General features: G+C 38.8%; 13 protein-coding genes. 4 read left to right on the forward strand and 9 right to left on the reverse strand.

The window, feature by feature from the left end:
- The coding region (locus tag J536_RS20005; protein ID WP_032063729.1) for a sulfite exporter TauE/SafE family protein at positions 1-428 on the reverse strand (428 nt) is incomplete at its 3' end.
- Between the two features lie 30 nt (positions 429-458).
- Here J536_RS20005 and J536_RS20010 point away from each other — a divergent pair.
- Both J536_RS20010 and J536_RS20015 read left to right on the forward strand, forming a co-directional pair.
- Entirely contained in the window at positions 459-1,211 is a 753-nt protein-coding gene (locus J536_RS20010) for a biotin--[acetyl-CoA-carboxylase] ligase (protein ID WP_017481303.1), read from the forward strand.
- A gap of 15 nt (positions 1,212-1,226) precedes the next feature.
- A complete protein-coding gene (locus J536_RS20015; RefSeq protein ID WP_002120277.1) occupies positions 1,227-1,961 on the forward strand; it encodes a pantothenate kinase in 735 nt (244 codons plus the stop codon).
- Between the two features lie 49 nt (positions 1,962-2,010).
- Here J536_RS20015 and ffh read toward each other — a convergent pair whose 3' ends face one another.
- A complete protein-coding gene (gene ffh, locus J536_RS20020) occupies positions 2,011-3,423 on the reverse strand; it encodes a signal recognition particle protein (RefSeq protein ID WP_017481302.1) in 1,413 nt (470 codons plus the stop codon).
- 140 nt (positions 3,424-3,563) lie between these two features.
- On the opposite strand from ffh, the gene J536_RS20025 reads away from it, so the two are divergent.
- Both J536_RS20025 and J536_RS20030 read left to right on the forward strand, forming a co-directional pair.
- Positions 3,564-4,373, forward strand: coding sequence for a cytochrome C assembly family protein (locus J536_RS20025; protein ID WP_002120294.1), 810 nt, complete (start codon positions 3,564-3,566; stop codon positions 4,371-4,373).
- An 84-nt stretch (positions 4,374-4,457) separates the two neighbouring features.
- Positions 4,458-5,402: a tRNA-dihydrouridine synthase gene (locus J536_RS20030; RefSeq protein ID WP_025468420.1), complete on the forward strand. Its 945-nt coding sequence runs from the start codon at positions 4,458-4,460 to the stop codon at positions 5,400-5,402.
- A gap of 81 nt (positions 5,403-5,483) precedes the next feature.
- Here J536_RS20030 and J536_RS20035 read toward each other — a convergent pair whose 3' ends face one another.
- From J536_RS20035 to J536_RS20065, 7 genes are all read right to left on the reverse strand, one after another.
- Positions 5,484-6,437, reverse strand: coding sequence for a DUF6160 family protein (locus J536_RS20035; RefSeq protein WP_017481300.1), 954 nt, complete (start codon positions 6,435-6,437; stop codon positions 5,484-5,486).
- Positions 6,438-6,598: 161 nt separating this feature from the next.
- On the reverse strand, positions 6,599-9,010 hold the full coding sequence (locus tag J536_RS20040; protein ID WP_017481299.1) for a DUF6160 family protein: 2,412 nt from the start codon (positions 9,008-9,010) through the stop codon (positions 6,599-6,601).
- Between the two features lie 32 nt (positions 9,011-9,042).
- Positions 9,043-9,768, reverse strand: coding sequence for a DUF6160 family protein (locus J536_RS20045; protein WP_017481298.1), 726 nt, complete (start codon positions 9,766-9,768; stop codon positions 9,043-9,045).
- 15 nt (positions 9,769-9,783) lie between these two features.
- Entirely contained in the window at positions 9,784-11,916 is a 2,133-nt protein-coding gene (locus J536_RS20050; RefSeq protein WP_017481297.1) for a hypothetical protein, read from the reverse strand.
- Between the two features lie 213 nt (positions 11,917-12,129).
- Positions 12,130-13,428 (reverse strand): hypothetical protein, encoded by a 1,299-nt coding sequence (locus J536_RS20055; RefSeq protein ID WP_005071030.1) that lies wholly within the window; start codon positions 13,426-13,428, stop codon positions 12,130-12,132.
- Positions 13,429-13,729: 301 nt separating this feature from the next.
- Positions 13,730-14,299 carry a dCTP deaminase gene (gene dcd / locus J536_RS20060; RefSeq protein WP_002120290.1) on the reverse strand — a complete coding sequence of 190 codons (570 nt, stop codon included), beginning with the start codon at positions 14,297-14,299 and terminating at the stop codon, positions 13,730-13,732.
- Positions 14,300-14,413: 114 nt separating this feature from the next.
- Positions 14,414-15,007: a LysE family translocator gene (locus J536_RS20065; RefSeq protein WP_005071033.1), complete on the reverse strand. Its 594-nt coding sequence runs from the start codon at positions 15,005-15,007 to the stop codon at positions 14,414-14,416.
- Positions 15,008-15,249 lie beyond the last annotated feature (242 nt).

The raw sequence follows: 15,249 nt of genomic DNA on the forward strand, positions 1-15,249 counted from the left end.
ATGAATTGCATAGGGGTTGAAGGGAGCTGACGCGTTGGATCAACAACTACATGTGCTCCTTTAAACATCCTATAGGCCATCACAACCGCAAAAATACCAATAAGAAGTTGCAAATGCTGACCAGACATCAGGTCAGCAATACCCGCCCCTAAAAATGAGCCCAACACCAGTCCAGGTGCTAAATTACGAAAAACAGGCCAAAGTACTGCACCCTTTTTATGATGAGCTGTAACAGAACTAAAAGACGTCACAATAATGGTTGCAAGCGATGTTCCGACTGCAATATGCATGATTACTGCGGGGTCGTAGTGCAATTGGGTAAAAACCACATAGAGGATTGGTACAATAATTAGTCCACCACCCACTCCAAACAATCCGGCAGTAAAACCAGCAATTGCGCCAATGAGTAAATATATGATTAACTCCATAAATGTTTTACCACTCTGCTCATATTCAACATGGATTTAGAGACTCGCCAACTACAACAACTTTTAAGCGCAAAAAACCAGCTTCCAGAAGTGGTTTTATTAAAAGCAACCACAACTTCGACCAATGATGATATTCGTGAAATTGCCCAAAAAGGCATTACAACGGGCTTGGTTTGCAGTGCTCAACAAACTCAAGGGCGAGGTCAACATCAACGGCAATGGATTTCACCTGAAGGAAACATTTATTTAAGCACATTGGTGCAAACTCGAACACCCTTAGATGGTCGCTTAGCACTTGAAGTTGCTCTGAATATTTTGCAAATCCCACAGTTACAAGCTCTTAATCTGCAAGTGAAATGGCCAAACGATTTATATAGTGCTCAGGGCAAATGGGGTGGAATTTTAGTCGAACCACTGTCTCAGCATCAGGCTATTGTAGGTGTAGGTATTAATTTAAAAACACCACCAGTGACTGATAGTAATCAACCAATTACCTCTTTAGAAGATTTGGGCCTAGAGCAAATGGGTCGTCTTGAGTTAATTTCAGAACTTTATATTGCGATTCAAAATGCTGCTCGCTGGTTTGATCATGGCTGCTACAATTTGGCGGGGCGTTTTAACCACCACGCTGCATGGCTTAATCAGCTAGTTCAGTTTGAACATAGTCAGGGACTGGTACATGGTCGTTTTGTTGGAATCTCCAATGAAGGTGCAGTAATTCTTGAAACTCCAGAACCACAGCAGTTTTATCAAGGTCGCCTAAGACCACAAACAACTCAGTAATCAGGTATTTTCCCCATGAAAAGTTTATGGCTTGATATCGGAAACACCCGTTTAAAATACTGGATTACTGAAAATCAGCAAATTATTGAACATGCAGCTGAGCTACATTTACAGTCTCCTGCCGATTTATTACTTGGGTTAATCCAACACTTTAAACATCAAGGCCTGCATCGAATCGGGATTTCTTCGGTACTCGATACCGAAAATAACCAACGTATTCAGCAGATTTTAAAATGGCTTGAAATTCCTGTTATTTTTGCCAAAGTGCATGCTGAATATGCTGAGTTAAAGTGCGGCTATGAAGTTCCGAGTCAGCTCGGGATCGACCGTTGGCTACAAGTACTCGCTGTAGCTCAAGCAGATGAAAACTATTGCATTATTGGTTGCGGAACAGCGCTCACAATTGACCTAACTCAAGGTAAACAGCATTTAGGAGGTTACATCCTGCCTAATTTGTATTTGCAGCGAGATGCTCTTATTCAAAATACCAAGGGTATTAAAATTCCAGACTCAGCTTTTGATAACCTAAATCCGGGCAATAACACTGTAGATGCAGTACATCACGGTATTTTATTAGGCCTCATTAGTACCATTGAAAATATTATGCAGCAATCTCCTAAAAAGCTACTGCTGACTGGTGGTGATGCAACACTATTTGCCAAGTTCTTACAAAAATATGAGCCTGTGGTAGAAACCGATCTTTTACTCAAAGGATTACAGCAATATATTGCCCATTATCCTAAAGACTAAAATACACAACAAAATAAAAGGCGCTATATGCGCCTTTTATTTTATGGATTTATTTCTTTTGGTCATTATTACCAAAGAGTGGGCCCATTCCGCCACCGCCGCCGCCAAATTGCTTTTGCATATTGCCTAATGAACGCATCATTTTGCTCATACCAGATGGATTCGCAAATTTCTTCATCATTTTAGCCATTTGCGCTTGTTGCTTAATGAGTTTGTTCACTTCAGCAACATCCATACCACAACCTGCCGCAATACGTTTTTTACGACTTGGGTTCATTAAGTCCGGATTACGGCGCTCTTTAACAGTCATTGACTGGATAATCGCTTCCATCTTCTTGACTTGTTTTTCAGGGTTCGCTTGCTCAATCGCTTGCTGAATTCCTGCACCGCTCATGCCGGGCAACTTGTCTAAGAAGCCCATCATGCCGCCCATTTTTTTCATTTGCTCAAATTGCATCAGCATATCTTCAAAGTTGAAGCTACCGCCTTTTTGCAATTTTTTCGCCATTTTTTCGGCTTTTTCTTTGTCGATTTTACGTTCAACTTCTTCGACTAAAGAAAGTACGTCACCCATGCCTAAAATACGTTGAGCAACACGATCCGGATGGAATGGTTCTAAAGCGTCAAGCTTCTCACCCATACCCAAGAACTTGATTGGCTTACCAGTAATGGCGCGCACAGAAAGCGCTGCACCACCACGTGCATCACCATCAGTTTTAGTAAGAATCACACCTGTAAGAGCTAAAGCATCATTAAATGCTTTTGCTGTATTTGCAGCATCCTGACCTGTCATGGCATCAACCACAAACAAAGTTTCAGTCGGCTTAACTGCTGCATGTAATTCTTTAATTTCGTCCATCATGTCTGCATCGACATGTAAACGGCCTGCCGTATCGACAATCAATACATCAGCAAACTGGATTTTTGCCTGTTCAATTGCACGATTAACAATATCAATTGGCTTTTCAGAAGGATCTGAAGGAATAAAGCCTGCACCAACTTCATTTGAAACAGTTTCTAACTGTTTAATTGCTGCCGGACGGTAAACGTCGGCAGAAACAGTCATTACTTTTTTCTTTTGACGTTCTTTTAAGAAACGTGCCAGCTTGGCAGCAGTTGTGGTTTTACCTGCACCTTGTAAACCAGCAAGTAATACTACAACAGGAGGTTTCGCACTTAAATCAAGTGTTTCATTCGCCTCACCCATCATCTTGGTGAGTTCGTCATAGACAATTTTTACAAATGCCTGGCCTGGTGATAACTGGGTCATCACTTCTTGGCCCAATGCCTCTTCCTTAACTTTCGCGATAAATTCACGAGTTACAGTTAACGCGACATCGGCTTCAAGAAGTGCCATACGTACTTCACGTAAGGTATCTTTAATATTGTCTTCGGTCAGCTGCCCTGAGCCAGTAACATTTCTTAAACTCTGTGTGAGTCGTTCTGTTAAGGTATCAAACATTGCAAAATCCGCTTAAAATGGCTAGTTGCAAAAAAATCTTTCTCGAAATAGAAAATTTATGCATAGAATGCTATAGGATACTTTAGTTCGCAGCGAATTTATATCTTATATAGATGAATTAATCCTGAAAAAGGTTTGACATGATTAGCCTCCCCTTGGTTTATACAATTTTGGCACTCATCGCATATACCACTTCTTTCTGGTATCTGTTTATTCGTTTAATGTCAAAACGTGAACCAAACTCATGGTTATTTGCTTTTGTTACTATCTTGGCATTAGTACTGCACGGCACAGTTTTATGCGATGCCATGCTTACACCAGCAGGAATTAACTACGATGTATTTAACCTGATGTCTTTTACATCGGGGCTTATGTTATTGTTAAGCTTAATTTTTAGTACTTTCCGCCCTATTCTGCCGTTAAACTTGTTAGGCATTCCTGTCGCAGCTATTGGTCTTATTTTAGGGTTTGCCTTTAGTCGACCAGATCAATTTATTGAACAGCATTCGTTAGGGCTTGATACTCATATCATTCTTTCGCTTTCTGCCTATGCAGTTTTACTGATGGCAACCATACATGCGATCTTAATGTGGTTCCAAAATCGTGAACTCAAAAAGAAACAAAAAAAACGTTTCTGGGTCAACTTACTCCCGCCAATTCAGGCGATGGAATCTTTATTATTTGACCTAATCATTACAGGTTTCATTTTATTAACAATTGCGCTTACATTTGGTTTTTTAACAATTGATAGCTTCTTTGCTCAGCATCTCGCTCATAAAACCGTATTTAGTATTATTTCTTGGTTTATCTATGGCTCATTACTGATCGGCCATTACAAACTTGGCTGGAGAGGTCAAAAAGCAATTCGTTTTACCTTAATGGGTTTTGTACTTTTAGCGATTGGATTTATCGGCAGTAAATTTGTGCTTGAGATGATCTTAGGGCGCTAGAGAAATTAAAATTTAATCGATACTAGACAGCGTTATGCATATCCCGTATAACGCTGTTTTCGTTTTACTCAGGTGACACAGACTGTGAAACTCATACTCGCTCCAATGGAAGGTTTAACTGACCCGATCATGCGGGATACACTCACATCTGTTGGTGATTTCGACTGGTGTGTGACCGAGTTTATTCGCGTTACAGACAGTATTTTGCCAGACCACATCTATTATAGTTTTTGTCCTGAACTAAAAAATGATGGTAAAACAGCAGCAGGTACGCCTGTTCATGTTCAGTTCCTAGGTAATAACCCAGATATGCTGGCAGCAAACGCAGCAAAAGTTGTTGAATTAGGTGCACCTGCAATCGACCTTAATTTTGGTTGCCCTGCAAAAACCGTTAATCGACATCGTGGTGGTTCAGTCCTTCTTGATGAACCAGACGTGGTACATCTGCTGATTAAAGCAGTGAGAGATGCTGTACCTGCTCATATTCCTGTTTCAGCAAAAATGCGTTTAGGTTATCTTGATGAAAACCATACGATGGAAAATGCCCACGCTGTTGAAGATGCAGGTGCCAGCTGGTTAACTGTACACGCTCGAACTAAAGCAGATGGCTATACACCACCAGCTTATTGGGAAAAAATTCTACCTATTAAAGAAGCTTTAAAAATTAATGTGATTGCTAACGGTGAAATCTGGACCAATGCTGATGCTAGAGCTTGTCAGCAACAATCTGGTTGTGAAGACTTAATGATTGGCCGTGGTGCGGTAACGACTCCAGATTTAACACAATGCATTCGCCAAAATATGGATGAAGCATTATTTAGTTGGGAACAACTCGTTGACTTACAAATTCGCTTTTTAAACGGTCAAGCAAAAACAGAAATTGGGATGGTTGGTCGTTATAAGCAGTGGTTAGGCATGATGACCAAAGCCTATCCTCAAGCAAAAGAATTATGGGATCAGGTGAAACGTATTAAAGCTTTAGATGAAATTGTTCACCAATTAGAACACACCAGATCAGATACTATTTAACTCGGCATAGCCTTTAAAAAAAAGAGGGCGATTATTTTCATAGTCGCCCTCTCGTATTTCAGGTTAAGCTATTATTCTTTTTTAAAAGCCGCTTACTTTCATTTTAAAGTCAGTTACAGAAACACCAGTGACACCAAAACTCCCCATAGAACCATTAGGTAAATTATTAAATGTTGTTGTATTTTGAGTAGCCATATTCCCTAAAGTGACATTATTAAGTGAAGCATCAAATTTACTAGATGCGCCTGTATTCCCAAAAGTTAATCCAGTTGGATCAACTCCTGCATAAAAACCATCTAATACAAAACCAGTTGAGGTATTTGTTCCTGCAAACTTAAACCCAAATGTAGCACCCGTATTATCGGACACTAAAGTAATTGGACAACCCGTAGCAGCAGAACAAATAGATTGAATTGCCCCACCAAATTTAACCATGACGGACTGCGCAGCATGACCCAGTTGAATGTTTAAACGGGGTTTATTGGTTTGTACAAAGTTAATATCTAGATTTCCAGTAGAACGAATGATTTCTTTTACACCCGTATTTACTGTCGTTCCCGAACTAAAAATTGATTTGGGTGCATAACTTGTTAATGCATAATCGGATGGACTAGATAAAGATGTACTTGGGGCTAAATAAACTGAAAAAGGTAGAAGTCGAATTCCGTTTACATCATTCCCCATAGATATAGCTAAATTTAAAAAAGGATTTCCACCCCCAGCATCGGTATCCATTGCAATATTAAAAGAAGGATTACCCGATACAGCGGCTTTAATAAACTCTATACTAGGAACTGGATTAGTAGAGTTTCCAGCAATGACAAAACCAGCCTTACTGTTATAAGAAGTTGAAGCAACACCGTTAGTATCAATAAGTGCGACTTGATTAAATTTAACTTTATCGGCCTGAATTCCTAAAGTTAAACCATTTTGACCCGTCGCTGCTGCAAGGCTTTGATCATCCAAAGGTTGCATTGCAAATACACTTGAACTACTGGCAAGTAGCAGCCAGAACCCTATATTTTTATTCTTCATGTCGCTCTAATCCTTAAGAGACAAACGCTTATTATTTGTTCAGACTATCAGAATAATATTCAAGTACAAAGTAATTATCTCTATAACCCGACGAATGCAAATCCAATCACACTAAAATAAAATTTATATAAAAAAGTGACGATAATCGTCACTTTTATTTATTAGTTAAAGGCCCCATTTCTAGGCACAATACTAAAGCTACTATTTAAACGTCCACCCGTAATTGCAAGCTCACCTAAACGTGCGCCCGCTCCTGTTGAAGGCGGATAGAAATTAATATCTTTAACACGTAACGCGCCGTCAATACTCTTATCAGGGTTGAAATAAACCGCTGTATTTACCCCAACTTTACCTAAACCACTTGTTGTATCTTTACCCACAACCAAAGCGGTATTAAACGCTAGCTTTCCTGTAATATTGTCAAAACCAATTGCAGAACCATCAATCGGATCACTAATTTGAACCGTATTTCCAGTTGCTGTCGCAGGCACTGTGAAATCGCCTAGTACAGTTAAAGCACTACCATCTGCAATTGAACTATTTGGCACAATTGATAAGTTAAGATCGCCACCTAAACGGAGTTTTAGACCAAATAACACATCATTATTTTTGGCAAAATTATCGATAGGTGAAGTACATGAACCCGTCGCTGGACAAGTTTTATATTTAGCCCCCGGTAAATAACCTGCTGCAATTTCTGTTGATAAAGCAAGTAGCATCTCTTTTAAACTAATATTAAGACTGCCATTTTCTAAACCAATACTTCCGTTGCCTTTGAGGAACATATCGATATTACGTAAGCCCATGTAATAATCAGTAGGACTACCACCATTATTAGCATTTGGAGAACCATCAATTAATAAAATTGAGGTTGTTTTAGTTCCAGTCGCATCACGTCCCGTAGTTCCAGCAGCAATACCAAAACCTAAACGCGAAGTCGTTCCAGATGCAGCTACAGCATTTCGAATAGGCTTACCATTTGTATCTTTTGTATAGTAATAAGCGCTATTTGCCGGTGCATCTAAACCATATACAGCAGCGTTAGCATTTAAATTATAAAAAGGTAAGGCTAAGCCCCACTGGTTATTTGCACCATTGTCTGCAAACTGATTGGCAGCAGCAACATTTGCACTTGTCGTAAAACGACCGCGTCTTGAAAATGCTTGAAACTCTGCTCCACGCATCGCAAGAATTAAGCTAAACGGATTAGTGACCGTATCACGGTGAATATTATGCTGATAATCAGCAGCTGTTGTTAAAGTACCCGCCCCTAAACGAATTGCATTTAAAGTCGCGTTGTTTGGCATTAATAATGTTTTTGTATCAGCAAGATTTAAATAAATATTTCCGCTGTCAAAATAACCGCGCGTAGCTGAGTTAAGGCCTGTTAAATTACCAAATTCGAAACCATAGGCATTCAGACCTGCTCCACCAATTTCTAAAGTGGTTGCTTTGCCATCTGAGCCTAGCATTGAGTCATTGTCTTTAGTGAATTCACCTTTCATACGAAAGGCAATCCCAGAATTACCTAAAATACTATTACTTGAGCCCGTACCTGTAGCGGTATTTGCTGTACCTAATATTGTTGTATCTGACGTACCATCCATGCCACGGACTTGTAAATAACTATTTACCATACGTCCGCTAGCACCTAAACGAATCAAACCTTTCGCATTTTGGGGACTATTGGTTGCATCTAAAGCATAAGGGTTAGTTTTATCCACATTAGAACTTAACATGACCTCAATATTCAGGCCTGAATTAGTTACTTTTCCACTACTATCTACATATGTTCCTGCTGTTAGACCAGAAGCTGAATCTGCTACACGGTTAAAATCAACATAACCATAGGTACTATTTGGGGTTTGCCCTACACTAGCAACGTTAGTTCCAGTATTCGTCTGTAAAACTAGGCCACGAGTTGGGTCAATCAGCATGGCTCCTTTACCGACAAAATTAAAGTTAAAATTTCTTAAAATTAACTGATTTAGCTGACTACGAGCATCTAATTGCCCTAAATAAATATTGGCATTATTAATACCAAGCGTCATGCTCGACTGACTATTTGCATTAAATAGACCATCTTGGGTTGTAAGTGCCAAATTTAGAGGAGAAGTCGTTTGAATAGCTAGCTGCCCCAGTGTCGGCGAACAAGTAGCAGAGTTATTACATACTTTAAAACTATTTACAGTTATAAGTGATGGACTGCTTTGCATAGAAAAGTCGAGTCCAGTTTTACCCGTAGTTGGGTTACTCCCTACATCTAAACGGTAATTTGTACTTAAAGGCTGACTAGATGCATTACTTTTTTGAACTTTTATCCCGCTCGCTTGCGCTCTTAAGACCTGATCTGCACTACCAGGTGTACCTGCATGATCGTCCCAGTAAGCATTATCAATATTGATTTCATTAAACGTCGTTTGAATCGAAATCCCATCTTGCCCATTAACAGCACTCATGTCAGCATCTGTTAAAGCTTCTAACGCAAAAACATGTCCGCTCACTAACAACATGCTGGTTGTTAATGCGTTTAAAATAAACTTTGAGCTGTGATTTTCTTTATTTTTTTTCATCACTTCAGTTCCTTTGAAATCTACATTAACCCTTAACAACGAGGATGGCTACCATCACAACTAAAGACCATGACTTTTCCTTGGATAGCTAAATTCCCATTCATCATCAAGCCCATAAAACCAGTTTCACGTCCATGGTCATACGCCGATGGTGTTGCAGTAGCAACTTGCTGGTTTGCACTATTAGCAGTCGCCGCATAAGTTGGTTTTTTGAAATATGCATAATCATACATATTTGCACTCGACCCTTGCGCTGTTGTTGAGCTGGTAAAGTTATCTTGCTCAATTGATAAGGCATTAAAACCAAAGTTACGAATTAGAATTGGCTGTGCTGCACTAAAACTAAGCTGAATAGCAGGCTTAATCATTTCAGTATTGTTTTTATCCAAATACTTTAAATCAGCGCCATCCAAACCCATTTTTTGAATATTTAAAGTACCTTGTACGCCTTTAAATACAAGCCAAAGTTTATTACCACTATCACTATTTTCGGCCCAACCACTTGGTTTGGTCGCATCTGCTTGTACAAAACGCTTATTAATTGCCAAGCCAATATGGCAAAACTCTACGTTCTCACAGACACCACCACTACCATTGTCAAATACACCGTTAACTGTCTGGTTTAAATTGAGCATTAAAGATAAATCAGCACCCGCCTGACCATTAATCGCCTGTAATGCGTCATTATCTAAAGTTTGTAGCTCTGCATGAGTGACCGTTGCACAAAGAGCGAGGATTAAAGTACTTATTTTTTTCATAGCATTCTCCTCCTCTTATAGACCTTTAGTTGTCAGTTTCAAGTGTTGGATTAAAACACCGTCGATTGAAGCGGATCCCAAGTTATTTAAAGGACTAATGTTAGACAAAGCTGGAGCTTGATTAGCTGTAGGAATAACGTATCCAGTTGTGCCATTACTACTACCAATTAAATCGTTGACGACAGCATTTCTTGAAGTCAACCATGGAATAGCAGAGTTAGTCCAATCACGATTCGAAGTAGCTCCATACATTGGCGTCGAACCCGATGTACTCGTACATCCTAAAGCACCAGAACAAGTTGTTGCATCAGCTGGTTTTGGCGTTGGATTTGTAATAACCCACGCACCAGTTCCTTTGCTATATTCCCATTGATATAAATATCCTAATGTTTTATAACCACAGTTAGAATTAAACAAACCACAACTATATTCTTGTTTCCATGTCTGGGTATTCTGTTGTCTTTGTTTAAAACGGACCTCTGTCATTGTGGCGGAAGTAGTACCAGATACTGAATTAGTCATTGATACCAAACTACCGGCAGAAGTCCCAGAAACTTGCGTACCTGTTGAAATTAAACGCCCAAAGGAAACGCCAATTGCACCTTCGCCGGTATTTGCTAACAAGGTTTTTCCATTATCAGGACTATATACGGTACCAATCGTAATACTACTATGCGTAGGGTTAACACATGAATAAACGTTACACGTAGAACCTTTGTAAGTCGTGTCAGCACCAGTGTAATCAGTATAAATCTGTTTATATATTTCTGGTTTATTTGCAATTCGAGCAATTTCAATACTAAAGTTTTTGCCGTCGGAACCTAAAATAAGCGGTTGATATAAATTACCTAATACTAAATTAATATTTGGATTGTAGAGATATAAGCCTTCACTATCAGCAAACTTCGGTGCTACAGCGCCTGCAGAGTCAAATGCAGGTGTATATAAATTGTTTGATGCATTTGGTGAGTCTGAAGTTTCACGGGTACTAAATCGCAATACCTTATTTGTATCATTAAAGGCAATTCGTGTTTTATTCGATGTTTTTGTATCTGTTCTAGTTCGATTTTCTACATAGTAACGGCATCCACGAGAGGTACTAAAACTCCCTGTGCCACTGTTACCACAGTCTCCAGTACTACTTGCACTTAAAGTTGAGTTTGCACCCGCATGTACTGTTTGCCATCCATTATTACTACTTGTAGCGTATGTCTGCGTTTGACTCGTAACATTTTCAGTCACAATACTGGTATTTTTGCTATCACCCGTATTTAAGCGAACTAGTCCAGACATTCCTAACGTATTATTATAAAAAGGACTCATTCCTCCAGCCGTAGTTGCACCACCTAATGTTTGGAACATACTAATCTGGCTACCATTTAAACTAAAGCCATTTAGAATGCCTTGCAAACGTAATCGGTTAGCACGAGTTGTATCAATACTGGTACCAATTAACCCGTTATTATTACCATATTGAAATTGGGCTAGAGAGCCATTTGTTGTAGCGACAACATTGGGATTACGTACAAATGCATCAGCCCATAGCCCTAATTTTAAATTATATGCATCAGCTCCCTCTGCCCCATCAATTAATGGTTGATATAGAGGAGCTTCTAAAGATAAATACGTTACTGGGTAAACACCGCTATCTGTTGTACTAAAATTAGGAACATTGGTCGCAGTTTTTACTTTAAATATCCATGGATTGGCTCCTGTGCCCCAACTTGAAATCGCTGCTGCAGCTGAGGTGTTAGCAATACGCGAATTTGCATCGCCATCTGACTTAGATAATGCTAATCCATAAAGAAATATGTCTGCTTTACCTACTGCGCGGTCTTCTGGTCCAACAGTGCCATTACCACTTGTATCAGCCGCACCAACACTCAAAGGCCCTACGGGTACATAGTTAATATAACCTGTATCTTTACTACGATCGGTAATAATTTGATTTACAGATTCATTTGGACCAGCGCCACGAAATACCATGAATGTATTTTGTGGTAATATTGCAATACCTTCGCCTATAGTTTCACTTAAACCAGCATCAGAAAGTTCTTCAAGAGCAAAGCTTGACTGACTTAAAAAAAGTCCAATTAAACTTGCTAAAACGGTTTTTTGAAACCTTACCGTATAATTAAGTGTAGTCATCGTGACCTTCCTGTTTTATACGATGCCACGCACCATATTTCTTTTTCTTTAACAGTCCTTGATGTGAGATTATTTCCTTTTTCATCTCACAAGGGGCAAACTTTTAAAAATTGCCAACCTTTCCACATTTCCATTATGCTGAATATTTACTCAAATGCAAAATTAAATAAATAAAAACTCATTTTTCCGATAAACGAGAAATAAGAGATGCATTTAACAGAATTTTAAAGAACCATAACAGTTAGCTGAGAAGTTTTGTTTTTGAAGCACTACATTAGTTAAGGCCATAGAAGCTGGTGTTTTCCCTGTTAAATCAACAGTTCCAATAGGAAGATTACCTGCTAAACAGTTTAATGCTAATGCTCCACATTTAACAGGATGTGTTTCTAGATAAGAACTAACTTGTCCCAAGGCATCAGTAATTGTAGCTAATGCAATATCAACATTTCCCGTAGGAGTAATTTGTCCAATATCAATTGGGTTTGTAAGCTCTAGCCACCATCCTGTTTGTGCCGTTGAGGCTGCCTCTGGCCATAATATATTTACGCCCTGTACGGAGAGATAACCAGCAGAGCCATTCAGTTGAGCAGCATGGAAATAACCCAGACTTTGTTTAATTGCCACATTTACATCAAGATTATTTACTGTTCCAGTTACATCACCCGAAATCGGAACAGGAATACCCAGCACTGAAGCAGTTGCATCTAAAGTCCCCGTAACTGCAATCCCTCCAACCCTTGCTGTTGCATTCAAATTAGCTGTATTAATACGCTTACCCGTAATAATTTGTTGCCCCATAGACAATGTTCCACTACCTGCACCTAAATTTAGATTATAGGCCGTAGATGTAAATGGAAGTGTTGCTATGTTACCTATAAATTCTGCCCGTCCTGTAATTGCAGTTCCGGTTTCATCTTGGGTAATACCATAGTAAGGATTCGTAGTTACCGTACCTCCAGTTGGTTTAGTTACCATATATCCACTTAATGAATTAATACCACTAGCAGCATCACCATTTTCTAAACCAAAAGTAAGTAAACCCGAAAGTGACTTAGCACTTAACCGAAAACCTTGGATCTCACGTGTAGAAGCTGAATCTGGATTTTTAACAGCAAATTCTAAAAATGGATTGGTAATAATAGCGGAAGAAGAAGCACGCTCAGTACTAGTACTATCTACCGTGCCACCACTTAAACTCAAATAATCAATATCGATGTCACAGGCACCAGCGCCATTTACCCCACCACAACCTAACTGTAATTTTTTAATATTGGCATTAAGTTCTAATTGGGCATCTAATGCAAGTCGGTAAAACCCCATATTTCCATTTGAACTTGAGTTACTTGCAGAATCTGTAGGCGCAATATAAGACATACCCATTAAAGCTTGGCCACGAGTTGCTGATAGTTCAGCATCTGACATAGGGACTAGTGTAGAAGCAGCGTAAGCTGAAGAAAAACATAAGCTTCCGAGAGTTAAAAGTGCTACTCGAAGAGACGTAAACTGTCGCATGGCCGACCTCCGTATCCGTGGGGGCATAATCCTATTTAATTTCTTTTTATTTGGCCTATCTGCATTTGATAAATATTTAACTAAACATTATCAAAGAGAGCCTATATCAACCACATTTGCTTTTAAATTCTGTGATGCAGAACAAAAAACAAATCAATTATTGATCATATTATATCATTTTTTACAAAAGGAAACTGTCGTTTATCATAATTCCGATAAACGCTTCTCAAAAAAATTTTATTTATAAAATTGGGCCACCTAAGTGACCCATTATTTTTAAAATCTTTTCATCGAGGAAAGATTAAGTTTTAGGAAGCGTAACACCTGTTTGACCTTGGTATTTACCACCACGGTCTTTATAAGAGGTTTCACATACTTCATCACTTTCAAAGAATAGCATTTGTGCTACGCCTTCCCCAGCATAAATACGTGCAGGTAAATTTGTCGTATTTGAAAATTCTAACGTAACGTGACCTTCCCATTCAGGTTCTAATGGAGTCACATTTACAATAATACCGCAACGAGCGTAGGTCGATTTACCTAAGCACACTGTTAACACATTGCGAGGTATACGGAAATATTCAATTGTACGCGCTAGAGCAAATGAGTTTGGCGGAATAATACAAACGTCAGACTCAATATCGATAAAACTTTTGTCATCAAAATTCTTTGGATCGACAATTGCAGAATGTACGTTTGTAAAAACCTTGAATTCACGGGCACAGCGTACATCATAACCATAGCTAGAGACCCCGTAGGAAATCAACTTTTCACCATTTTTATCAAAACGGACTTGATTCTCTGCATAAGGTTCAATCATGCCGTGTTTTTCGCTCATCTCGCGAATCCAACGATCAGACTTAATGGCCATGTATTTTCTATCCAAAAGGTAAATTCATTGATTTCGACGTACTTTAACTTAAAAAACCAATTATGAAAACAACACAGAGCTACTCAAATAAATAAGAATAGCTCAGCAGTACGTTTAAAGGTTCAGTAAAGCAGAATAACTAATTGGAATTGAAAAGCTGACCAATACAAGTGAAGCGGTTTTTTGCAAGTTAGTTTGATTTAACCAACCCACTTTCTTAGAAGCTAAAACCGATCCCAAGAAAATCCAGAACAATGCAATTGGGGTAATAAGCGCTAAATAAGCCATCATATGAATTAAATAAATATGAAAATTACTCCATGCAGCTACCGGGAAAATTGCTGAGGCAAAGAGTAAGGCTTTTGGGTTTAATAAAGTGGCGCAGAATAACTCACGAGCACGAATCGTTGGCTGATTTAATTCAACTTCTTGATTTGCCGTATGCCATAACTTGATGGCTAAGAAAATAATATAGCAAGCGCTCAATAGCTTTAGAATAGGCGGCAGCATTGGTAGTGTGCTAGACACTTTTCCAATCAGCATTCCCCATGCAGAAATAGAGATTACATAACCCAAAACTTCTGCTGGAATAAGTTTTACTGACTTCCTTAAACCCACTTGTACTCCTGAAGAAGCGAGCAGAGTATTGGTTGGGCCTGGAGTAAGTAAAATTGTGGCTACTAAGCCAATAAAAAGCCATGAAATCATTGAATGACCTCACAATATAGTCATCTCAGATTAATAGATATCCTGTCACAAGGCAAAAGGTAATTGTAAGACAAAGTATTTCAAGTTATTTTCAAAATAAAAATAAAGTATATAAAAACAAATATTTATAAAATTACCACATAAAGTCGAGAAGAAAACTTTACGGTCAGTTGTTATACTTTTCAAATAGATTCTGAGTTAAGTAACATAACTATTTTTATTTTAAGTCTATTTTTCCATCA

The sequence above is a fragment of the Acinetobacter sp. 809848 genome, assembly GCF_000581275.1.
Lineage (GTDB): Bacteria > Pseudomonadota > Gammaproteobacteria > Pseudomonadales > Moraxellaceae > Acinetobacter > Acinetobacter pittii.